Source organism: Sphingobacterium sp. B29 (assembly GCF_001952815.1).
Classification (GTDB): Bacteria; Bacteroidota; Bacteroidia; order Sphingobacteriales; family Sphingobacteriaceae; genus Sphingobacterium; species Sphingobacterium siyangense.
The window spans coordinates 3,068,907-3,091,207 of record NZ_CP019158.1 but is presented as its reverse complement, the minus strand read 5'-3'; the positions used below and the strand labels follow the sequence as shown (position 1 = coordinate 3,091,207).

Below are 22,301 nucleotides of genomic sequence, written 5' to 3'. Positions count from 1 at the left end.
GACCTATTGCTGAGGATTTATTGGCGGGTTGCCGTTAGAAATAAAGATAGGGAAATAGATATAACCTATACCACACGGCCCCTGAGCGCTTAACGTCAAAGTCACAAAATCTCCGCCATTCGATGGATCAAGTATTTGATAAGTTCGAGGTACGGATATAAGTAATGTATTTGGAGTGGATGAATTAACAGAAATATAAGAGGAACTCATATTCCAGTTTAAGTTTGTATATCTGTTATCTGTTAAGTTCCAACTGTAGGTTCTATTTTGCTGACCGATTTTTATAATTTCGGGACCATTAATGGTTGCAAACGAGTTTTGAGTCTCGCAAGCATTAAATTTCTTTAAAGCTATTTCGCCACATCCTGCTAAAAGCGCCGAGATGGTTCCCTGCAACGGACTTGTGTTCGATTTTTTCACAGTTAAGCTAGCCCCTATTGAGTCACCAACAATTTCAATGTTACCTGTTGTTCTCCATACAAATGGATGATCGAGCAAAAATGAATTAGATTTAACCTTATATACAGAAGTGACTGACGTAATGTCTGAGGGGCCTTCAATAGAAAAGTTTTGTCCAGATCTAGTGATTTTTATATAAGATATATGATGTTCATTTTTATATCCTCCGTCTGGAGGCATAAAGTTAATCCAAAGATAGTTGAAACATTCTGTAGCTGTTAAAGTCATTACCTTAGTTGTGTAAGTTGTAGTAAAATCGGCCGATGTATAAGGATACTTTTGTATTGGTAACTTTCCCAGATTTGTGAAAGGAATGCCTAAAAGTGCTAAATTTATAGATCCATTACATTCTGCTGGAAAATTCTGTGTATTTGCCAAACCTACTTGCATAGATGGATTTCGATCTTGACTCGCATGCGTCCTTCCCTCAGTTCCATAAGCAACATTGCCGATCATAATTTCAATTACGTATGTACTGCCTTGGGTAAATTTATAGGGTACAGCTACCCCGGCACCAGTGTAGGGCGCTTCATTTTTACTATAACTTGTTACCTTTATATCATTTTGTCTAGATGCAGTATATGGATAGCTTGGGCAAGTTATGGCATTAGTTGTTAAGCTTGTATTGGTGTTCTCAAAATTGCTCGAATTAGATTTGATTTTAATTCCCGCCTTTTGGCCAATCATATCAAAAGCTTCTTCCAATGTTATTGTTGCTGACGCAATGCTGGCATTATAGTTTCCATGTTTCTCGATTTCCCGCTTTATACAAGAATAAAAAGTTAATAAGATTAGAGCAATACTTGCTAAATAGCTGATTTTTCTTAAAATTTTCATGATTTAAATTAATTTTTATAACAGTTAATATATAGATTATAATAGATATTATTAAATATCGCCTCCGATACAAATGAATCCAATAGCTCCAGTTGGCTCAACTAAACTGGAGCTTCCAGTATTTGCTATTCGAATTCTTAGAGATGCAATAGTTTTGGTAAAAACATAAGGTAGCTCCATTGGATTAGATGAAGACAACGCCACAATGTAATCAGCCCTTGCAAAAGGCGTCGTAAACTGCACAGTAAAGTCCCCAGAAGAATTTCTGACAATTGAGGAAACATTAAAAGATGATGTATTTACGAGAGTGGAAGTATTTAGATTTCCATATGCTCTAACTGCACCAATATGCCCTATAGCACCGTTCGAATTTCGTTTTGTTAGCGTTAACCTCCTTGAAGATTGAGGTCTTGAATTATCCATCGTAATACTTAATCCATTACTAGGACTATAAGAATCTTTTGCTACACTCGGAATGAATGAAATTGTAGAATTCACTAAATTATCTTCTATATATTGACCTGCAGATCTAGTAGGTGCAACTGTCAGTTCACCAGCTATACTTAACAAGCTTCTATTCTCATATGGAGCAGTTCCAAATCCCCAATACCCCTTTGTATCATCAACTGACATTGCTTGTAAAGGAATATTTGCACTGATAAGTTGACCAGTTATAACCGTCGACGAGTTTTCACCATTTATTACGACAGATTCACCGACAATAAATTTAAATCCTTCTAACACAATAGCAATACTTGATGTCTCGATAGATTTAATTATTCCATATCCTTTGGAGGTATTACCAGTTACCATATCACCTATTGCAATTGTATTAATAAAAGATGATTGAGAAATTCCATTCAGTACTACTTCGCTTCTCCATGGCTGAAATGTTGTCCCATTGCCGATAATTTTTGAGCGATCTTTAGAATGTTGATATACGATTCTAAATTTATTTACGCCCTGTCTTCTAATATTGTAAGATGCTCTAGATGGATTTTCGCGCTCTTGATCAACCCCTAACCAATTATCCTGTCCGGTAATATCATCCCTTACGTCAACTACATGACCTGGATGAAATGCAGCTGATAACTGGTATTCATTAACGATTCCTCCGTTATTCGCATTAGCCAAAAACAAAACTGTTTCATTCGTGCCACTTGCGACAATCGACGGTCTACTTCGATCATCTGTTTTAGAAAAAATAAGGTTTACTTTGATTGTAAAAACTAATTTATCTAAGTAAAAATAACAACCAATAGGGATATGGATATTGCCACCCTTAGACGTTAATGTATTAATGCATTTCTGTATAATATTGGAGTTGTCAGTTAACTGATTTGATTTTGCTCCAAAATAACGTACATCTACATCAACATCAAAATTGTGAAGCAGTTTTTCTCCAAGATTTAGAACGATAATACTTCCGCCGTTATCGGGACCGGGGTCGGCAGCATTTTGAAGATCAATATAATTGTAAACTATTGGCGCCGGTGTATCCCCTTTTTCATAATAACCCAATAATTGGACGCCTGCATAGGTCCCACTTTCCAATGCATTGATTTCCGTAGAATCAAGAGCCTTCATCTCCTGCATCGTGTTCTTAATTAAAAATTGATTAGCCATATTTCTTTTGTTTTTATGTGTATAGCAAAAGTATGGTTGCTGCGTAGGCTATTTGAGGTAAACAATGTGTATGTAAGCGGTATATGTGAGATACCGAAAAGTCTGTTAAAGGATAATTTTTTTTCTTCAATTGAGATGAAGCGACCGATAAAAGACATTTTAGTGTGTAGCAAGAGTCTTATACTGCCTGAAATACATTAAAATCGAACTTTTTTAACGAGGAGCCAGTATTCTTCATCTTGAAATTACGATAGAAGTTTCTGAAAAGATGTAACCAATTCCTAAATTCCTTAATTTAGGGAAATAACTAAACAATGAAGATATTTATTTAAATAAAGATCAAAAAGCTATGAAATACCTTATTTTACTTCCATTTCTATTAATTTTTAGCAATACTTTTTCACAGGAAAAGAACATCAAAAAAGAAAAATGGCATTGGAATAACAACAAAATGAAACAGGATACAACAGCAGGATATTGTCAGGTTTTAAAAGTTGATAATGTTCTTTATATATCGGGCGCTGTAACAACGGATCTTTCCCCTAAAGGAATTCAAGCAGTATACAATGATTTAAAAGCGTCTTTGGCCAGTTTTGGAGCAACATTTCAACATGTGGTAAAAGAGAATTTGTACACGACAGACATTGAAGCAATGAAGAAATATAATGATGTCAGGAAAAAGTTTTACAATAATGACTTTCCTGCCGCTACCTGGATACAAGTACAACGATTGTATATGTCAGATGCTAAATTAGAAGTTGAATTGATTGCACATTTACCTAAATGATCTAACTAAATGAAATCAACTTTCAACCTTAAATACACGGTACATAATGGCGGTTGGGCCGTATTTGAAATTGGCGATATCGAAAAAGCTGTAACCCTCAACATTTCCTTTTTTCACGATTCGCTGAAAGAATTGGCACAATCTGCAATTGTATTAAGATCCAAAGAGGAAACATCAGTGGTTTTTATGGATGAGCCAGGCGAGCATAAACTTATACTGAAAAGAAGCGGTACGAATATTATCTATGAACTAAGATGGTACAAAGGCTGGGCTAATTGGAATTTATTAAGTGAAGATCATTTTGAGACTATACTTTCGGGAACTACTACCCTACCAAAATACATTAACTTGGTAAGGGAGAATCTAATCAGAATAATGAATGAGGAAGGAATAGAAGGTTATAAGAAAAAATGGTCTAAACATGACTTCCCCTTTAATGAATATGAACTACTTAAGGGATGATCAGTTTTATTGGAGTAATATTTAAGCCCTACATCTTCTGCGCCAAAGGTCCATCTTTAGTGACCAAACTAGACCAACCAGGGCTTGTCCCAACGATTAGTTTCGCGATCAACCTTTCAGATAAAAATATCTTAGCTACTATTTCTTCCCCAAAATCCCAAGTGACTTCAACAGGCGCACAAGCGTCGAATGGTTTAAGATTTTCGCTAACAAATTCCGCAGAATTTAAAAAGGGATGATTCTCCTCTATTTGCAATTCTGGCTCACTCGGAGTGGGCGCTACATTGTATAGTTCACCTTCTTTCCAAAGGTAAGCATAGCAAACCTTATCGTCATCTTCGATAAACACCGCGAACTCAGGGCGATCATCTGATACATATTTTGTTAAACTTCCCATTGGACACTGATTTAAAACAACGAAGTCTGCGACGTATCACTTCCCAATGATGGCAATCCCTCCCAATTAAAAGCTTCGTAACGATGCTTTCCATCCGGGCGGTTTGGATATCCTCTCAACGTATACACCGGATAGTGCTTCAGCTTTTCATTGGGCATTTCAAACAGAAATATCGGCGGCATATCGTCAGCCTGAATATCCTTGATCCATTGACGCTCGAGATCTTCCGGTAAGAACAAAGGCATACGATGTTTATTGGGCCCATCATTATGGATATTGGCCATCACTTCATTGGCTGCTCGTGTAAGCATTCCAAAGGAACCCACGCGTTCAACCACACCATCTTCATCCACCGTCTCATGCCACTGATACAGACCTGGTAAATAGAATAGCTCTCTCCCCGCTTCACCGATGAAATAAGGCACTTTCTTTTTCCAGCCCTTTACCGCACGCTGCTCAAAAGTACCACTCACAGGGATAAGGCAACGTTGCTTGCGCAAGCGATACGAGTAGGATTTTTTATCCTCCAGGATACGCTCGCTACGTACATTGATCATATTGCGCAGGCGATCGGCCTGCACCTTCGGATCGTCAATATAGGTAGGCAATCCCCCCACTCCATTTCGGTCAAGGCAAGCTGACTGGAATCCTTGTCCTTATACAGTATCGGATACTTGGGAAAGGTAATAGCCTGGACGTTTTCCAGATAATCATTATTGTAATCCAATTGACGACGCTCATCCCGCAACGCGGAAAAGGCTTTGAACGAAAAAATAATCGGCAAAGCGAAAAGGATTCACTTACTTGTAGAGAAAATTTTGCGCACATGAATTAGAAAAAAATTAATTTTCCATATTGCGAATAATTCGCAGATTAATTTTTTGAAAAAACACTCTATAGCGACTACTAATCAATTTGTATTCCGAAATATTATATTCTGTTAAAGCTTTATAAAGATCAATAGACGAGTTTTTACCTATTTTGTAGCGCTCATTTATTGCTTCGTAGTTAGTTTTATTCACTTCGTAAGCTAATTGCAGAGCCTTTAACTCTTCTTCAGAATAACGATATTCTAATTCTGCCTGTGCATATTTTTGTTTTCGGTCAACAAATTGTTTTTCTTTTTCATAAAGCAGATTACGTTTGGTCAGTTTGGCAGAATTTAAGTTGTTCTTGGTTCGATTACCGTCGAATAGTGGAAGTGTAAGAGCAAGATTTCCATATAGCGTCCTATTTTGGTTAATCTGTCTCCAAAAGGCCATCGTTTCACCTGATAAACCATCCATGCGTTGCGATGAATAATTAGTACCATAACTACTATTAAAGACCAAAGTTGGAAAGTAGGTGGATCGAGCCAACTTAATACTGATTTCCTGAAGGGCAAGTTGTTTATCGATCTTCTTAATATATACATCATTATGAATATTATATTCCCCCGTTACTGACAAACTATCTTGGCTTATTGATTGCAGTTGAATCTCCTCAGAATCATTCAGATCTAGAATTTGCCGTAATTTTAAAATACTAATCTCATAAGCATTTTTTGCATTTACCGTATTTAAATTATCAGTTGCATGCTTAGCTTTGGCCTGTCCAACATCGATCAGTGTGCGTTTTCCACTTTTCATAAGCTCTTCTTCTTGTCTCAATTGTTCCTTGGACAATTCTTGTTGACTGCCCGCTGCTTGCCATAAATCTCTGTTAATAAGCGATTGCGTAAATAATTGAAGCAACTGCAATTCCAATTCCTGAAGCAACATTTCCGTATCAAGCTGCGCCAATTCAAGATTAATTTTTTCCGACTCTAGTACATTCTGTTTTTGTCCACCTTGAAAAATGACTAAACTACTACCCAAGCTCCCTGTGGCATAGTTAGACCATTGATTTCCAGTGATCAATCTACCTGACACAGGGTCAAATACTAATCCCATGGTGTGCTGATTATTAGCTGAAAAGCTAAGGCTTGGGTAGAGATTTCCGCGAGCTATATTTATATTGTTTTTTACAATTTTTTCCTTTAAAAAGCTCTGTTTCAAATTGATGTTATTGGCATATAGGATAGACTTCGCGATTTCCCAATTGATTTTCTTTTGCCCGATAACTACCTCTGGTAACAATAAATACAGTAAAAGAAAAACTCCTATTATTCTTTTCATTTAGTATACCCTATATATTTGAGGTTATCAAAAAAGCGTTCAATCAATCTTCGCTCTTTGGTGACGATTTCCACTAAGCCCTTTGCTTCAGATCTAAAAGCTAATGATGTACCATAGTTAGTTTTCAAACCATTAGGAAATATTAATGTTACCAAATAAGATTCAACTGAGGTACCATTTCCCGCTTTAACAATACTTGAAACTAACGCGATGTTTTGAACCTCGGCTTCGATATATCCGTACTCCATATAGGGGTAGTCAGCTAGTTTGATAATTGCTCTTTGACCAACTTTTACTTTACCAGCACCTTGGATAGGAAGCATTACCTTACCTATAGTCTTACCCTCCTTTGGGACAATGGAAAAGATTGGCTCTCCCTCTTGTATAAACTGGTTATCTGTCCAAAATTTTAAAAACTGTGCATGACCATAAATAGGTGATACGATAAGATACTTCTTTTCCCAAATATTGATTTTATCAATAAGATTATTGTAAGATGTCAATAAGTCAAGATCGAGCTGCAGTTCTTTTTCGGTCTTTGTGATTCGATTTTGCTGCATGGTATTTTCGGTATTACTTATTGCTTCCCGTACAGACCCTGAATTGCGTAAAGAACTTTTTACCTGATCTTCGGCAGTTAGATGCCCTGCCAGAGATTCTTCATACTCTGCTTCGCTGATTAACCTTTTGCTGAACAAAATGGAATCACGTTTTAAAAATTTATCCGAAAGTTTAAGGTTTTCTTTGCTTAAGCGCTCTTTCTCTTGAAGCGTGTTAAGAGCTATATTCTGTTCATTAAGCACCTTCGATAACGAGAGATCTTGCTTGTCGTACAATTTGTGTTCTTGATAATCGGCCAATTGACGTAGACTCGATAAGAATGTAGAATAGGGAACTGTAAGATCACCCAATTTCAAATTTTTTGGGAGTAGATTGTAAATCTCACGAGCGTTAGTAAACGGTAACTTTAAGGAATCTACATATCCCCTAATGTAAATAACCTGCTCAGGATCTACCGTATTTTCTACCCAGGCTAGAATATCTTTTGAATTAACCCTATCCTGCGATTTGAACGCGCGAAGACGCAGCCTTCCACTTTGGGGAGAAACAATTTGTACGGGTGCGTTCTGAGCCGATACAGTCACCTCGCCGCTCACAATATCGGGATATTTAACAATATAACCGAAAATCAGAAGGAGCCCAACCATAAACAGTACCAGGTAGACTATTGTACGAGCGAATGCGGTAGGCATATTCGATATAATGTCGCGAACTTCTTCTGTCCGCTGATATTTGATTTCTTTTTCCTGTACATCCATTTTTAATTAGCTTACTAAAGTCCTCATTTCAGTTTGACTATTTACGAGTTGACTATATCGACCATTACGCTGTACTAACGAATCATGATTACCTACTTCGACAACTTCTCCATCTTTCATGACAATAATCTGATCTGCTTTTCGGATAGTGCTCAGACGATGTGCAACGACAATAACTGTTTTTCCGTTGAAAATCTCATCTAAAGCTTGTGTAATTTTTTGTTCATTAATTGTGTCTAATGCATTGGTCGCTTCATCAAAAAATAAGATATCGGGATTTTTATATAATGCACGTGCAATCAATACACGTTGTTTCTGCCCGCCGCTGAGGCCCCGGCCATCTTCTCCCATTTTAGTCTGGTAACCCAGTGGTAGTTGTTCAATCTCATACCCGATATTGGCAGCTGTCACCGCTTTACGAAGAAGCTCATTGTCAATCTTTTCACTATCAAGTACAATATTATTTAAAATGGTATCATTAAAGATTTTTCCATCCTGCATAACGGCACCGCAACGATCCCTCCATTGACGCAAACCGATATTATTGATATTCATTCCTCCAAGCAAAATTTCACCATAACTTGGCTTATAAAGACGCAGAAGCAGCTTTAGAAGTGTGGATTTACCCGAACCACTGTCACCGACAATTGCCGTCACTTTTCCAGCAGGAATCACGAGATATATCTTTTTAAGGATTATGGGCGAAACATTGGTATACTGGAAAGACACATTGTCAACGACAATATCTCTACCTGCTGTTAATGCTAGGTCATTGGTTCCTGTACCCTCATCTTCTTCTTTTAATACCTGAATCTCATTCAAGCGTAGAAAACTGATCTGTGCGAATTGAAAACTCACCATAAACATGATGAATTGTTGAACAGGCCCGTTCAGCATGCCAATAATAAATTGAGTGGAAATCATAACTCCGAAAGTAATATCACCAGCAATGACAGCCTTAGCACAAAAAAAAGTAATCAATAAATTCTTAACACTATCAATAAAACTTGCACCAAGATTCTGAATATTATTGATACTCAGCATTCTTAAATTGACTTTAAAGAGTCGGGCCTGGATTCCTTCCCATTTCCATCGCTTAGCCTGTTCGTAGTTATTTATTTTTATATCTTGAATGCCGCCAATTGTTTCTACCCAATAACTTTGATTTTTTGCAGTCAACTCAAAATAATCCCAGTCTAATTTTTTCCTCAGCCTCAAAAAAGCCATTATCCATAAAATATAAAGCAAACTCCCAATAATAAAAATATAGAATATTGTTGTATTATAAATCAGGAGAACAATACTAAAAATCAAAAATGTTAGAGTTGAAAAAATTAGATTTAACGAATTATTCATAATAAAACTTCGGATCCGCTCATGGTCATTGGCACGTTGAAGGATATCGCCAAGCATTTTATTCTCAAAAAAAGATACAGGTAATTTCATGAGCTTAATGAGATAATCCGAAATCAAAGCTATATTGATGCGTGAAGACATATGCTGCAGAATCCAGTCACGCGCTGCTGAACTTAAAGTTATACTAACAATAAGGGCCAAATTTGCTATCAGCACAATATTTATAAAGCTTACATCCTGAGTCTGTATACCAACATCTATAACAGCTTTGGAAATAAAAGGAAGAATCGCCTGCATGCCCGTGATAAGTAACATGACCATAGCCAAATACAAAAAGCTTTTTTTATACGGTAAAAAGTAGCCCGTAATATTTTCCAGATAACGGCCTCGTTCTGCTTTCTCTCCTGCCTGCCGCTGCTTGAAATCAGCCTGTGGCTCCAAGATTAACACGATTCCTGAATTTTTATTTTCATTCTGCTTAATCCACTTTTTCTCAAATTCACCTCTAGTATAACATAGTTTTCCTTTTGCCGGATCCGCAATAAAAAAAAATTGCATTTCTTTTATTTTCCTTAATAGCATAAAGTACAACAAAATGACTATTGTCCCAATGGATGATCACCGGCAATGGGATTTTTTGCACTAGCTCATCAACAGTACAGTTCGCCGCCAAGGTTCGTAGTCCAATGGCTTCTGCACCATAAGAAATTCCTGCGAGCGAAACCCCTTCTCTCGTATTTCCACAAAGATCCCTTAGATATTGTAATGAATAATACTTGCCATAATACTTGGCGATCATCTTTAACGAAGCCGGTCCACAATCCATTACGTCAAGTTGACGATCTATTGGAAATGATTTTAGGTTCATAATTAAGTCTATATATTATTACTAAAATATATTATACAAGTATTAAACACAACATTTAAATTAAAACAATCGATTGCGTAAAAAAAAGTATTTTTTTTAAACGCACATTCTAAATTATATTAGATAACAAATTATAAATCTTTTAACATTATGAAAACAAAAATTAAACTGGATTTCAAATCCTTAGAGAAAGAGCTCGACATTTTAACAAATCAAAAGTTAACCACCATATTAGGTGGAGTGATGAGTGCAGAGGAAAAAGTGTCATATGTTGGATTTTACGAAAGTATGCGTGACACGCAGGAATGGAGCATGCTTATGGAGTTTGATCTTAAATATCCAGGAAATATTAATGAAACGAAGGAAGAAAAGCTGGCCTATTTAAAGAAATACGAAGATCCTAATAGTAGTCTAGGTAGAACTTACAAAAGTTATGCTGTGTCTGTGGATCTTGTCTCAAGAGCAAAAAAATTTGTTGCACCGCAGCCAATGTCTAATTTAGAGCAAGATCAGGAGCAAAAGAAAATGCAAGAAGACGCTGGGAGCATGTTTAACGAAGTAAATATTGGAACCAATGGATCAACAGCTTTAGGCACAAAATACTTGATTGTTAGATCGGCAGAAGAGCTAAGAAACTATTTTCGCGCCAAAGGTATGCAAATTGATGTGCAGACTAATATGGTTGGGGCGCAGGAGGTTATTACTAACCTAATTCTTCCGACAAAAAAGCAGGGCAATCATGATCCAAATACGACTGATGGATTGCTTACATCATTTTACAACGGATATGGTGTACAGGATGTGACAACTGATATTAGCGTGGATAAAGGAAGATATACAAATCAAAACGCTTCGGTAAAATTATACCAAGTCGATATCGTAGGCCTTTCTAATTTTCTAAATGCAAACGATTTTGATTCATTGTATAACGAACTTTATATGATGCCTGGATCAACAACTGATGGAACAACATCGGATGACATGTCTTCGGTTTCGGTACCCGTTACCAATCCTGGAACTACGTATTTTGGAAATCCGCACTAGCCGAATAATAAGTTAAAAGTTATCTTTTCTTATCTAAAAAATATAACCTTAATAATGCTCGCTAATTATCTTAATAATTTCAAGTATATCCAAACAAAGCCGGAAAAAATCGAATTCGGCTTTGTTTTGCATAAATTCTATAATTGCAAATTAGGTGATTCAACGGTCGAAAAAATTGCATTTGAAACTTTTAAAATCATTAAAAATTCTAAATGCAATTTTGATGAATACAGCTTTACTCAAAATCGTGCCGACTTAATTCTTGCCTTAGAAATACTGGAAAAAAATGATTTTTTTGATGCTGATTTAGGGGAAGTTTTAACCGATTATGATAAAAAACTAATAGACTATCTCAGCAAAAGCAGATGGCATGAAATACAGGATTTACCTTTTTACCTGCAGTTGCTTATAAACCGTCAACGTCGCAGCGCCACCCCAGCTGATCCTACATTCAGTATCGCAATGTGCCAAACTGCCGAAAAGATAATCGCATATTTAGCTCAAGACACTACGCGCCAACTAAATATTGCCAATCATCTTTATGCCTTAATACAATTGTACAATTTAGAGATTTATACTTTTCCCATTGAAATGACACTTTATAGAATTTTATCGGAAATGGAACTAATGATCAAACAACACCGCAATTTGTTTTCCGAGATAGCATTGGCGAATCTTTTGGCTTATCCCATTCTCTGTAAAGCGTTGTCAAAAAAAACAAAATTCAATATAACACCGCTTATCGTGGAGCATCTTTTAAGTTGGAAACGTACAATTAAGGATATAAATAGAGATTATTTTTATCTCATTAATACACTACTACACTGGAGCAGATTTACATCCGATCTAAAAATGAAGTGCCTTATCGAACAAGAATTAATTAATTCTACCAAAATACTTACACATAAGAATTACACATCCAATCATTTCCTACTGTCTTTGACAATAAATTCATTTTTAAATCAGGAATACAGTTCTTGGGATGAGATTCTCCTAACTCCTCGTTATTAATTTATGTTTTATATTTCCGCACAACCGGCTGAACAATATTTTTTGTGGCAGTTAGAGATACAATTGCAAAACTTTGAAGATATGGGTATCTTAGCTGAAAATATTCACGTTTTACTGGCGTACAATCCAGAAATTGGCATTCCCGATAACTTTAGAAATTTCGCCACAATAAATCATCAAGGTCAATTCTTCTTTTATCCGGACCATAGAAAGAAAAGAAATTATCTTTCTTCCATTCGGCCACATATATTAGTTCAACATTTTAGGGAACACCCAATTTTAACACAACAAGTCATCTGTTATCATGATAGTGATATTCTCTTTAGGGAGCGACTAAATGAATCGCTCCTGTCGAGTACGCCTTTTTGGTATTTCGGGGACACTAGAAATTATATTTCTTACGACTATCTAGCTCGCTATGGCAAGGAATTTTTATTTAATTTATGTGCAGCTGTGGATATAGATCCAGCGATAGTCGAGAAAAATAAAGATCATTCTGGTGGAGCACAGCACATTATGAAAGGTGTAGATGAAATATTCTGGTCAGAGGTAGAATACTATTCGGAAGTGATATTTGATTATATGGAAAATTTCAATAAATCTATCCGAAATAACACGAATAAAGTCCAAGCTTGGTGTGCTGATATGTGGGCAGTACTTTGGACAGCATGGAAGCATAATCGAGAAGTTAGATTACATAATGAGTTAAATTTCTCATGGCCAAAAGAGCATATTTCCCAATACTATAAGAGTAAGATATTACACAATTCAGGTGTTTTTGACAGTGACAAAACCAACTACTTTTGCAAGTTATTGTTTAAAGTAACAGACCCCTACCACCTTGACTTTTCAAAGCTTAAAAAAGACAGGTGCTCAATGGTGTATGTTGAACAAATTAACCGCATTTCAACAAAAAAGCAAAAACCAGCCATTAATGATTGTGCTATTATTCTTCTTTTAAGATCTGCGGTAACTTCCCAGCAGCAGGATAAAATTGAAAACTATATAAATTATTTACATAAGCATCTGACCGTTGAGATTCATATAGTCGAGCGAGGTGACTGGCCCGTATTTAATCAAAATTTAGCGAAGGGAAAGGCGAAGTATGCATTTATTAATAACGAAAAAATCGATCAATTTATTCTAAAAAGGATAAAAAAAGAGTTTTTTATATATGTCGATGTAAACATATTACTACCTATTGAAAATATATTATCAAGCTTCGAGATGCTCAAAAAAAATAGTAATAGCATAGTACTGCCTATGGATCAAGTAATCGAACTTTCAAACACACAATACGATCTTTTTAGAGATACACTAGCGAGGGGGCTGGATAGAAGAGACGATTCTCAAGAAAAAAAACGAATTGACTATATTGAAAGTTTCGCTATGAGTAAACAATCATTTTTTAAATGTGGCGGCAATAACATTCAATGGCATTTCTATCAGGAAGACGGATTCAATCTTGAAAGGCAGACCCGATGCCGACTTATGGGGATGTCAATAATCACGATACGAAAGCCAGCATTTAAACTGTTTTTTTGGGATTTCAATATTGAAATATATCGAAAAAACTCTTTGAACAGATATTTAAGAGCAACTAAAGCTACCATTGATGATGTAAAACGAAGTATAGCTCACGGAAGCAATAGTGTAACGCGTGGGTACGGCAGGAAATCCACCATAAAAAATTTATCTTTTGGAATATGCTCACTCAAGGAAAATGTTGACATCCTACATTCACGGGAGGAATTGTCAATATCGGAACCCGTTTCAATAACACCTATAGAGGTAGATCATAGTAATGCATTTCATCTTGTTTTTAATCAAATTATAACGAAGAGTAAACGTTCTAAATTTGATTTTGTAATTCTAATAAATGAAAATTTAGATTTTAAAAAGTATAATATAGATATATTTTGGCGCACCGTAGAAGAAATGAGCCGTTATGGTCTACAGATGCTATCGGCGATTAGTGATAGAAATTACGGAAAAGAAACAATTATCAATGCTAGGTTATTTCATGTTGAATATCTTCCGAATAGTCCATTTTTTTTGATACACAAATCGTTGTTCAGCAAAATACTATCCAAGAGCTTCAATAAAGACATGCGTTTGGAACAGTACTTAAATTCACTTTCAGAACACGTTGGCATGATGGCCCCATTTTTAGGCAAACTTAAAATGTTAAATTCAGAAAGCAGAGATTACCAAAATACAAAAGATCGAATGATCCATATGGAAAATCTTGAAGATGAATTAATGTGGAAGTTGAAAAATCAATAAAAATATAGCATTTAATTGGTCGTTAGGGATAAACTCCTATGAAGATAATCTCGCTGAGTTTTTAGAAATTCCTTTCCAAAAACTTTGTGAATATTTGGCGAATAGAGAATTTTATCTAACCAAGATATAATTCGTTCTTTGGGAATAAGACTACTACTTGAATTAAAAAGCATAAAATGGAGCAGTAATTCGTCTTTATCAAAATCTATATCATAGTTGTTTAAAATTGACGCATATAATTTCAAAACATTTGCACGTTGAATCCTCATAGACTCTGCTGTCTTACTTGAACTTTCATAAATTCTATAAAGATGATGGATTGAACTCAGACATTTGATTTTATCAACTTTAGTAATCCTTGTCCAAAGTTCATAGTCTTCACAATACATAAATTCTTCGTCATAAGGATTCTCTTCGAGGACTTCTTTTCTTATAGTCATACTACCGTGGACAAACACATTACAAAATAATAACATAAAAATATTGAAACTGTCATCTTCAAATAATATCTTGTTGGAGAGGAATAATCCATTTTTGTCTATGAGCTGCATGGAGGAACATACAGCAACATAATCTGGGTTATTCTCTAAAAATAAGGTCTGTTCTGTCAGACGATTTCCAACCATAAGGTCGTCGGCATCCATTCTAGCTATATATTTTCCCCTACATTTTGAAATGCCATAATTAAGCGCATAAATAAGACCCTTTTTGCCAGGATTTCTGAAATAAAAAATATTGTCTGTAATCTTTTTTATTCCATCAATAACTTGCATAGTATTATCTGTGCTGTAATCATCAATGATTATTATCTCATATCTCTTATACTCTTGTCTTAAAATACTTCCTATACACTCCAAAAGTAGTGGTTCACAATTGTAACTGGGTATTAGAATCGAAGTCTGAATATTATTCATTAAAGTTAAGTTAAATGACATTTGTAAATATAAATAATGTATCTTATTATTTCGCGTATTGATACATTTATGTCATCTGTTTGCTCAAGTAAGTTCTTCATATCTATTCTGAACCTTTGTTTGTCAAAATCTTTCACCTTTTTAGGTAATTGATCCAAACTGGATAAATATTCTAATATTTTGGCTTTAATGAGTTCCAAACTATGAAGATGAGTTCCTGAGACAAAATCTTAATACTCATCAGGCTCAATTACGATACTATCTATGAATAATTTGAACATCAAGTTTCCTTTACGTTTTTGACCAAAACTGTAAAGCTATAGACGTATAAAATCTATGGCAACTGGACGATTTTGTTGATCTATATAATAGCAATTATCGCTTCCAAAAAATATTTTTTCCCCTCTTTTAGTACTTTTTTAATTCGGCGCTGTATATAATAACAGAATAGCTAATAACCTATTTCGTAAAGTAACTTAATTAGATAATTCGAAATGATCTTAACCGGATTTTAGACGAAAAAACAAACTATTCAAGTGGCTTAAATTGTGTTCATTCTCAAGTTCTAAAAATAAAAACGTAAATTTATGAAAGTATTAAAATTTGTTTTATTGATATCATTATTATCAATATTTTTAAGATGCTCAAAATCTAGCGATTTTGAAAAAGGGCAAAATTTCCCAAAAGATTTAACATTCAAACCTTTATTATCATCAACCCTAAAAAAGTTACCTCTCAAAATTCAAACTAAAATGAATTATGCTCTTTCACATAATACCGTTTATCTGAACTGGGGAGATAATCAACAAGCGATGGTCACCACCTCCGATAATGCGTCATTGGAAATTCGAAAAATTACCGGTGCATGTTTTCTAATGAGATTTGATAATGATAAAAAAGAGTTCGAGTATCAAGATGAGTTTGGAGAAAAAAGAAATTTTTATTTCAAAAGCGGAGCTTTCTATAATAAAGAAGATGATCAACCTTTTAATAAGGAATGGTATAAAGATCTTAAGATAGATCAACAAGATTTATTTACAATTCCAGAGGTTTATGCGGTTTTGGATAAGGGCAATTTAATACCTCAATCTCCAAGGAAAATTCATTTACAAAATGCAGATAAACTCATTAAAGCAAAATCACTTGCCCTCAATAATAAATTACGACAATCGAAGTCTACACTCATGGCTGTAGATGCCCCTCCTTGCAATAACTACTGTCGGAGTGGACAAAGCTTTCACCTTTCACAAATTATGGCATGTGAAAATGCGACAGTTGAAGTCAATTCTGGCTGTTGTTCCAACGCGTACTGTATAGGCTGTTGCTCAATAATTGGCTGTGATTGTGCTACAGTTATAGGAAGTTACCTTGCTGTATGCACTGCTGTTGCGAAATCCTGTAGCGGCTATGGTTCTCCTATAGCTACTTCGCCGGTATGGGGCCAGTGCGGTGGAAATACTTGGACGGGGCCAACGGCTTGTACCCCGGGAAACAAATGTGTTTTTATAAACTCAAATTACTCACAGTGCCAACCACTATAAATTCAAAAATATGCTAATTACAATATTTATAACTTGGCAAGAAACGTTTCTTCTCATCGGTGTAATCACACCATTTTTATATTCAATTTACCATGTATTGACGAATAGAAAACTAAATGTTATAAAAAAGTCACTTTGGATACTAGCACTTATATTTGGTTCTTTTATTGGATTGATTATTTATTGGTTCTATGGTAGACATGGATATAATAGTGTATCAAATAATGAAAAGATTAGAAGAGAATAAAGTATGTAAGTTATTACTACTCGATAATGGGCTTCACGCCAGCTATATACGTATATAATAGCTCTAAAACAAAAATAGCTTCCCTCTAACCGGCAGAGGGAAGCTATTTGGCTAATGAGCTGGTCTACATAGCCGTTAACTATATGTAGTTTGTCTTTACAAAAAATAAGCACATTATTTGAAATAGCCATTGTTCATTTCACCCAAATAGCGCAATCATCCGATTGCATAAAAAGTGAAAAACATTAAATCGGAAATTCATAAAAAAAATACTAATAATATTAGTTATTTTTTTATGAAATCACTTGAGTTCACTGTAGAAATCGTGTGAAAGTCATTCTACATATTCAGGCGATTACAGGCAGCAGCAGAAATCCCTCGCATAGCTGCCATCGTGTCTTTAATGAAAAATTGATTTCCCATATTCTTTTGTTTTTATGTGTATGACAAAAGTATGGTTGCTACCATGGCTATCTGGAGAAAACAAGGTGTAGGTACGCGTACTCGGGAGATACCGAAAAGTCGAGTTTTGAAATACAAGATCCCACAGATATAATATATTCTTTTTAAATTGTGAAAGAAATTTGCTCGATATCAATGAAATCATCTTTCAGCCTTAAATACTGCATATTCCGGAGTAAATTGACCCCATGATTCCGGCACTTTGCACTGGAGTATATGCGCGATTCCATTGAGTTATCGCATGCCATTCCGGCAGATGTTGACCCCCTATAAGATTTAGATGGATTTATTCCGGATCATACTGACCCCTCAAAAATAATATGGGGTCTAATTCCGGAGCATCTTGCCCCCCTTGGTTATTTTGATTTATTTGGGATAAGATTTTTAAGAGTTATTCCAATGGCCGGTAAATCAAGACCCATGAGTCAGATAAAACAATTGATAAGATTGAAACAGCAGGGCTATGCCATAAAAGCGATAGCACGTTGTTTATCACTGAGTAAGAACACCGTAAAGACCTATCTTTTCAAGATCGGTCAGGCAAAGCTCAACATGAACGAGCTGCTGGAACTGGAGGATCCGATTCTCGACGGGCTTCTGAATGCCGGTAATCCAGCCTATCGTGATGCCCGGTTTGAGGATTTCAAAGAGCGGCTTTCCTATTTTCAGCAAGAACTCGGCCGTCCCGGTGTTACCCGTAAACTTCTTTGGGAAGAATATAAGCAGAGCGTGTCGGACGGCTATGAACTTTCACAGTTCTGTTTCCACCTGGGACAATATCTCAAAGTACAGAAGCGCAGCTCGATGGTCATGGAACATACGCCAGCAGATAAACTTTATATCGACTTTTCCGGCAAGAAGCTTCATTTTATCGATGGTAATACCGGTGAGATCATAAATTGTGAGATATTTGTAGCCTGTCTTCCTTTTTCCAATTATTGTTATGCCACAGCTGTGCCGAGCCAGAAGACACCCGACTTTTTGGACGCGCTGGATAAATGTATACAGTTTCTTGGCGGGGTGCCAAGATGTATCGTTCCGGACAATCTTAAGTCTGCGGTTATAAAAAGTGACAGGTACGAACCGGAAATCAACCGCTGTATGGAAGATCTGGCCAATTATTACGGTACTGTTATCGTTCCTGCACGCGCTGGAAAGCCCAGGGACAAGAGTGCCGTAGAAAACCATGTAAAGATCATTTATACGCAGGTATTTGCCAAACTTCGAAACAGGAGCTTTTTCTCATTATCAGCCCTCAACAGCGCCGTTGAAGACTGTGTATTGAAGCTGAACCAGACGCGTATGCAGAACAGGAGTTATTGTCGGCAGGAACGGTTCCTCAGCTGTGAAAAACATCTTCTGTTACCATTACCCGAGCATCGCTTTGCACTAAAATATTATGCGGAGCTTAAGATCGGTGAAAACGGGCACGTCTATCTTGGCAGGGACAGACACTTCTATAGTGCCCCGAGTTGCTATATCGGAAAGAAAGCACAGGTTATCTACACCAAGAATCTCGTGCACATCTTTGTTGGAGGAAAACAGGTTGCCCTGCATCAGAGGAGCCCAAAACAGAATGCCTACACCACCCTGGAGGAACATCTGGATGCCAGGTACCGTGAGTTCAGAAAAAGGAACCCTGCCCATTACCTTACAAGAGCAAATGCCATATCTCCGGTATTCAGTGAACTGGTACAGATGATCTTTGACCAGAAACGCCATCCTGAACAGCTTTACAGGACATGTGACGGACTGTTCAGGCTTCAAAGAACCTACAGCGACCTGTTTATAAAGGCCTGCCAGGTGGCTATTACTCATCGCCAGCTACGGTATAAGTTTGTTGAAGGCCTTTTAATAACCGGCATGGTAAACTTTCCGGAGCACCAGGGCGCACAGATCGAAAAAAAAACTTCCCCTGCATGAAAATATCAGGAACCGGGGGTATTATTCATAACATAAAAATCAATTACAGTGAACATTGAACACAACATGAAAAGTCTCCGGCTATTGGGCATGGAGCGTAGCTGGAAAGCGCTGGTGGAAACCCGTCGTATGACAGAACTTAACTTTGAGGATGGGTTGCAGCTGCTCTTGCAGTCGGAGCTGGACAGCCGGGAAGAAAAACGGTTTGACAGACTAAAAAAGAATGCTGCCTTTCGCTATCAGGCATCGGTTGAGGAGCTCAATATGGATCCCAAACGCGGTATGGACAAAGCCCAGATCGCTGACCTAATTACTGGCGGGTACATTGAAAGAGGTGAGCCGCTACTGATATCGGGCGCGACGGGGTGCGGAAAAAGCTTTCTGGCCTCAGCCCTTGGTTTAAAAGCATGCTCACAGGGAAAAAAGGTCTTATACTTCAATCTACAGAAGCTGCTCCAGCGAACCAAGATTGCCAGACTGGAAGGATCAATGCACAAACTTTTGGACAGGATTGCAAAAGCTGACCTGCTGATCCTGGATGACTTTGGTCTTGTAAATCTAGACCAGCAGCAAAGGCTGGACCTGATGGAAATTATTGAAGATAGGCATGCCAGATCATCGACCATTATAGCCAGTCAGCTTCCCGTAGCAAGCTGGTATGATGTGATTGGGGAAGATACAATCGCCGACGCCGTATTGGACCGGATTGTACATACTTCACACCGAATTGAACTTAAGGGTGAAAGTCTAAGAAAAAAAAGGTAATATTGTCAGGCTATTGGTGAAAATCCCCCAGATAACCAAAATCAGAGGGGTCAGTATCGCCGGAAAGGGGTCAACATCACCGGAATATGCAAATACACAGTACTCAATGGCGGTTGGGCCGTACTAGAAATTGGCCACATGGAAAAAGCTGTAACTCTCAACATTTCATTTTTTCACGATTCGCTGAAAGAGTTAGCACTATCTGCAATTGTATTAAGATCCAAAGATGAAACATCAGTGGTTTTTATGGATGAGCCAGGCGAACATAGACTTGTCCTAAAAAGAAACGTCACAAGCATTATCTATGAACTAAGATGGTACAAAGGCTGGGCGAGTTGGAATTTATTAAGTGAAGATCATTTTGAGACTATACTTTCGGGAACTACTACCCTAACAAAATACATTAACTTGGTAAGGGAGAATTTGATTAGAATACGGAATGAGGAAGGAATAGAAGGTTATAAGAAAAAATGGTCTAAACATGACTTCCCCTTAAATGAATATGAACTACTTAAGGGATGACCACTTTTGCTAATAAATGAACTACATCTTCTGCGCCGACGGTCTTAAAGTTTATAATTTTATTTCTCCAGTAGAATTATTATCTTGACAGGGCTTTCAATTAATTGTCATAATGAATAGCTTAAAATTATATAACTAAATCAACAAAATACCCAATGTATAAATCTCTTCAAGCCAAGCTAAAAACCTTTCATCAGGTCTGTAATGAGCCTTCAGAATTTAGAATTGCTTTTGCACCATTTTATAGAAAAGACTTCTATACTATTCTAAATGAGGTAAAAAAAGTAATTCGCTCACCTTATCTTGTGCTGCTGTTAGCTAATCGGAATTTAGATCTTATCTATGAATCCGACGGGAATTTGCCCGACTACTTTTCATTCCGGATATGTGGGAAGTTAAAAAATGAAGTAGGCTCGGCCTCCTTTTACGAGAGTCGATACTTGTTTTTTAATACAGATTCGGACAACGACAGGATAGAAATCTACTCAGTCAACAACGATCGTATCTCTCTTTCCCCAATGGAGGAAACAAAAGACAGGTACTTAGTGGCATCTATAAATTCTAAAGAGTATAAAATAGAAAAGATCCGAACGGTCTTAGTGGCCTTTTTAATGGAAGAATTAGAATATCTCACAAAAACTTTTGCGATAGAGCTAAATGCTGAATTGAATTATAGTGGCTCCTATGCTACTGAGGGCAATGAAATATATCAGGTCTAACAATTAAATTGTCGGTTAGTCTTTCGAGCCCTTTTCTGTAAAGAAATGCCTAAAAATTGAAAACTAGAATTGCAACAATAAAATAACCGAATTGGACGGCACCTTTGTAAAAGGAAGTTTGGCGTAATTTTTAAAAATAGCTAACCTATTATGGAAATGAATACCGAAACGATCTTCATATTGATAGTCTTGCTTCCTTGCGGTTACAAAATCACTGAACTAAGAAACTCTTTCTAGAAAGAATGCCTGAGCCAGTTCGAAATGTAATCAGGTAAACAGAAGGCTCGCTGTAAAAGGCCTTCCCATGCTATCCGGGAATTAGTGAATAGCAAAATTCATTAAATTAAAAAAATAAAGTTATAAAAAAGATTTCAGTAAAGAATCTAAACATTCAAGAATTCGAACAACTATCTCGTGAGCAATTGAAAGGTATACAAGGAGGAGAATTACCTCCTGCAGGCGACAAATGTAACTGTCATACTACAGCCGATTGCATAACAACAGATCCAACTAAGCCACAAGAATGTATGGCTTGCGCAGACGGAGGTGGTTGTGCAGGAAAATGTGATTGGGACGGAACAGCAGGACAGTATTAATCTG

At 36.6% G+C, this 22,301-nt stretch carries 20 protein-coding genes; 11 read left to right on the top strand and 9 right to left on the bottom strand.

Annotated features, from left to right (window positions below):
• Window positions 1-3: 3 nt before the first annotated feature.
• Window positions 4-1,296 carry a hypothetical protein gene (locus BV902_RS12870; RefSeq protein ID WP_075992286.1) on the bottom strand — a complete coding sequence of 431 codons (1,293 nt, stop codon included), beginning with the start codon at window positions 1,294-1,296 and terminating at the stop codon, window positions 4-6.
• Window positions 1,297-1,347: 51 nt separating this feature from the next.
• The gene (locus BV902_RS12865; protein WP_075992285.1) at window positions 1,348-2,922 is read right to left on the bottom strand and encodes a hypothetical protein; all 1,575 of its coding nucleotides are present in this window, start codon (window positions 2,920-2,922) and stop codon (window positions 1,348-1,350) included.
• A 349-nt stretch (window positions 2,923-3,271) separates the two neighbouring features.
• Between BV902_RS12865 and BV902_RS12860 the strand changes: the two genes are divergently transcribed.
• Window positions 3,272-3,709, top strand: coding sequence for a RidA family protein (locus BV902_RS12860; RefSeq protein ID WP_075992284.1), 438 nt, complete (start codon window positions 3,272-3,274; stop codon window positions 3,707-3,709).
• A 9-nt stretch (window positions 3,710-3,718) separates the two neighbouring features.
• Window positions 3,719-4,171: a hypothetical protein gene (locus BV902_RS12855; protein ID WP_075992283.1), complete on the top strand. Its 453-nt coding sequence runs from the start codon at window positions 3,719-3,721 to the stop codon at window positions 4,169-4,171.
• Window positions 4,172-4,199: 28 nt separating this feature from the next.
• On the opposite strand, the gene BV902_RS12850 is transcribed toward BV902_RS12855, so the two are convergent.
• From BV902_RS12850 to BV902_RS28090, 6 genes are all read right to left on the bottom strand, one after another.
• A complete protein-coding gene (locus BV902_RS12850) occupies window positions 4,200-4,568 on the bottom strand; it encodes a hypothetical protein (protein WP_075992282.1) in 369 nt (122 codons plus the stop codon).
• 11 nt (window positions 4,569-4,579) lie between these two features.
• The gene (locus BV902_RS12845) at window positions 4,580-5,185 is read right to left on the bottom strand and encodes an SOS response-associated peptidase (RefSeq protein ID WP_075992281.1); all 606 of its coding nucleotides are present in this window, start codon (window positions 5,183-5,185) and stop codon (window positions 4,580-4,582) included.
• 225 nt (window positions 5,186-5,410) lie between these two features.
• Window positions 5,411-6,724, bottom strand: coding sequence for a TolC family protein (locus BV902_RS12840; RefSeq protein WP_075992280.1), 1,314 nt, complete (start codon window positions 6,722-6,724; stop codon window positions 5,411-5,413).
• Window positions 6,721-8,043: an HlyD family efflux transporter periplasmic adaptor subunit gene (locus BV902_RS12835; RefSeq protein WP_075992279.1), complete on the bottom strand. Its 1,323-nt coding sequence runs from the start codon at window positions 8,041-8,043 to the stop codon at window positions 6,721-6,723. The genes BV902_RS12840 and BV902_RS12835 overlap by 4 nt, the downstream gene beginning before the upstream one ends.
• Window positions 8,044-8,049: 6 nt before the next feature.
• Window positions 8,050-9,957 (bottom strand): peptidase domain-containing ABC transporter, encoded by a 1,908-nt coding sequence (locus BV902_RS12830; protein ID WP_443019314.1) that lies wholly within the window; start codon window positions 9,955-9,957, stop codon window positions 8,050-8,052.
• Window positions 9,905-10,267, bottom strand: coding sequence for a cysteine peptidase family C39 domain-containing protein (locus BV902_RS28090; RefSeq protein ID WP_237242129.1), 363 nt, complete (start codon window positions 10,265-10,267; stop codon window positions 9,905-9,907). The genes BV902_RS12830 and BV902_RS28090 overlap by 53 nt, the downstream gene beginning before the upstream one ends.
• Before the next feature lie 150 nt (window positions 10,268-10,417).
• Between BV902_RS28090 and BV902_RS12825 the strand changes: the two genes are divergently transcribed.
• The 3 genes from BV902_RS12825 to BV902_RS12815 are packed head-to-tail and all read left to right on the top strand — an operon-like array spanning window position 10,418 to window position 14,608.
• The gene (locus tag BV902_RS12825) at window positions 10,418-11,311 is read left to right on the top strand and encodes a hypothetical protein (RefSeq protein ID WP_075992278.1); all 894 of its coding nucleotides are present in this window, start codon (window positions 10,418-10,420) and stop codon (window positions 11,309-11,311) included.
• 54 nt (window positions 11,312-11,365) lie between these two features.
• Window positions 11,366-12,322 carry a hypothetical protein gene (locus BV902_RS12820; protein WP_075992277.1) on the top strand — a complete coding sequence of 319 codons (957 nt, stop codon included), beginning with the start codon at window positions 11,366-11,368 and terminating at the stop codon, window positions 12,320-12,322.
• Between the two features lie 3 nt (window positions 12,323-12,325).
• Window positions 12,326-14,608, top strand: coding sequence for a hypothetical protein (locus tag BV902_RS12815; RefSeq protein ID WP_075992276.1), 2,283 nt, complete (start codon window positions 12,326-12,328; stop codon window positions 14,606-14,608).
• Between the two features lie 11 nt (window positions 14,609-14,619).
• Here the strand turns inward: BV902_RS12815 and BV902_RS12810 are convergent, their stop codons facing one another.
• Window positions 14,620-15,522, bottom strand: coding sequence for a glycosyltransferase family 2 protein (locus tag BV902_RS12810; RefSeq protein WP_172840676.1), 903 nt, complete (start codon window positions 15,520-15,522; stop codon window positions 14,620-14,622).
• 587 nt (window positions 15,523-16,109) lie between these two features.
• Here BV902_RS12810 and BV902_RS12800 point away from each other — a divergent pair.
• The 6 genes from BV902_RS12800 (at window position 16,110) to BV902_RS12775 (ending at window position 21,701) form a co-directional block, all read left to right on the top strand.
• The gene (locus tag BV902_RS12800; RefSeq protein WP_075992273.1) at window positions 16,110-17,063 is read left to right on the top strand and encodes a hypothetical protein; all 954 of its coding nucleotides are present in this window, start codon (window positions 16,110-16,112) and stop codon (window positions 17,061-17,063) included.
• A 10-nt stretch (window positions 17,064-17,073) separates the two neighbouring features.
• A complete protein-coding gene (locus BV902_RS28685; protein WP_075992272.1) occupies window positions 17,074-17,310 on the top strand; it encodes a PLDc N-terminal domain-containing protein in 237 nt (78 codons plus the stop codon).
• Window positions 17,311-18,192: 882 nt separating this feature from the next.
• A complete protein-coding gene (gene istA / locus BV902_RS12790) occupies window positions 18,193-19,695 on the top strand; it encodes an IS21 family transposase (RefSeq protein ID WP_216640387.1) in 1,503 nt (500 codons plus the stop codon).
• A gap of 48 nt (window positions 19,696-19,743) precedes the next feature.
• Window positions 19,744-20,460 carry an IS21-like element helper ATPase IstB gene (istB, locus tag BV902_RS12785; RefSeq protein WP_201668617.1) on the top strand — a complete coding sequence of 239 codons (717 nt, stop codon included), beginning with the start codon at window positions 19,744-19,746 and terminating at the stop codon, window positions 20,458-20,460.
• Between the two features lie 138 nt (window positions 20,461-20,598).
• Window positions 20,599-20,982, top strand: a complete 384-nt coding sequence (locus BV902_RS12780) for a hypothetical protein (protein ID WP_075992270.1) — start codon at window positions 20,599-20,601, stop codon at window positions 20,980-20,982.
• Window positions 20,983-21,137: 155 nt separating this feature from the next.
• Entirely contained in the window at window positions 21,138-21,701 is a 564-nt protein-coding gene (locus BV902_RS12775) for a hypothetical protein (protein WP_075992269.1), read from the top strand.
• Window positions 21,702-22,301: the final 600 nt, after the last annotated feature.

Coding starts and splice junctions, on each gene's coding strand:
- BV902_RS12870 (WP_075992286.1), bottom strand. CDS start 1,296: ATGAAAATTTTAAGAAAAATCAGCTATTTAGCAAGTATTGCTCTAATC.
- BV902_RS12865 (WP_075992285.1), bottom strand. CDS start 2,922: ATGGCTAATCAATTTTTAATTAAGAACACGATGCAGGAGATGAAGGCT.
- BV902_RS12860 (WP_075992284.1), top strand. CDS start 3,272: ATGAAATACCTTATTTTACTTCCATTTCTATTAATTTTTAGCAATACT.
- BV902_RS12855 (WP_075992283.1), top strand. CDS start 3,719: ATGAAATCAACTTTCAACCTTAAATACACGGTACATAATGGCGGTTGG.
- BV902_RS12850 (WP_075992282.1), bottom strand. CDS start 4,568: ATGGGAAGTTTAACAAAATATGTATCAGATGATCGCCCTGAGTTCGCG.
- BV902_RS12840 (WP_075992280.1), bottom strand. CDS start 6,724: ATGAAAAGAATAATAGGAGTTTTTCTTTTACTGTATTTATTGTTACCA.
- BV902_RS12835 (WP_075992279.1), bottom strand. CDS start 8,043: ATGGATGTACAGGAAAAAGAAATCAAATATCAGCGGACAGAAGAAGTT.
- BV902_RS12830 (WP_443019314.1), bottom strand. CDS start 9,957: ATGCAATTTTTTTTTATTGCGGATCCGGCAAAAGGAAAACTATGTTAT.
- BV902_RS28090 (WP_237242129.1), bottom strand. CDS start 10,267: ATGAACCTAAAATCATTTCCAATAGATCGTCAACTTGACGTAATGGAT.
- BV902_RS12825 (WP_075992278.1), top strand. CDS start 10,418: ATGAAAACAAAAATTAAACTGGATTTCAAATCCTTAGAGAAAGAGCTC.
- BV902_RS12820 (WP_075992277.1), top strand. CDS start 11,366: ATGCTCGCTAATTATCTTAATAATTTCAAGTATATCCAAACAAAGCCG.
- BV902_RS12815 (WP_075992276.1), top strand. CDS start 12,326: ATGTTTTATATTTCCGCACAACCGGCTGAACAATATTTTTTGTGGCAG.
- BV902_RS12810 (WP_172840676.1), bottom strand. CDS start 15,522: ATGAATAATATTCAGACTTCGATTCTAATACCCAGTTACAATTGTGAA.
- BV902_RS12800 (WP_075992273.1), top strand. CDS start 16,110: ATGAAAGTATTAAAATTTGTTTTATTGATATCATTATTATCAATATTT.
- BV902_RS28685 (WP_075992272.1), top strand. CDS start 17,074: ATGCTAATTACAATATTTATAACTTGGCAAGAAACGTTTCTTCTCATC.
- istA (WP_216640387.1), top strand. CDS start 18,193: ATGAGTCAGATAAAACAATTGATAAGATTGAAACAGCAGGGCTATGCC.
- BV902_RS12780 (WP_075992270.1), top strand. CDS start 20,599: ATGGAAAAAGCTGTAACTCTCAACATTTCATTTTTTCACGATTCGCTG.
- BV902_RS12775 (WP_075992269.1), top strand. CDS start 21,138: ATGTATAAATCTCTTCAAGCCAAGCTAAAAACCTTTCATCAGGTCTGT.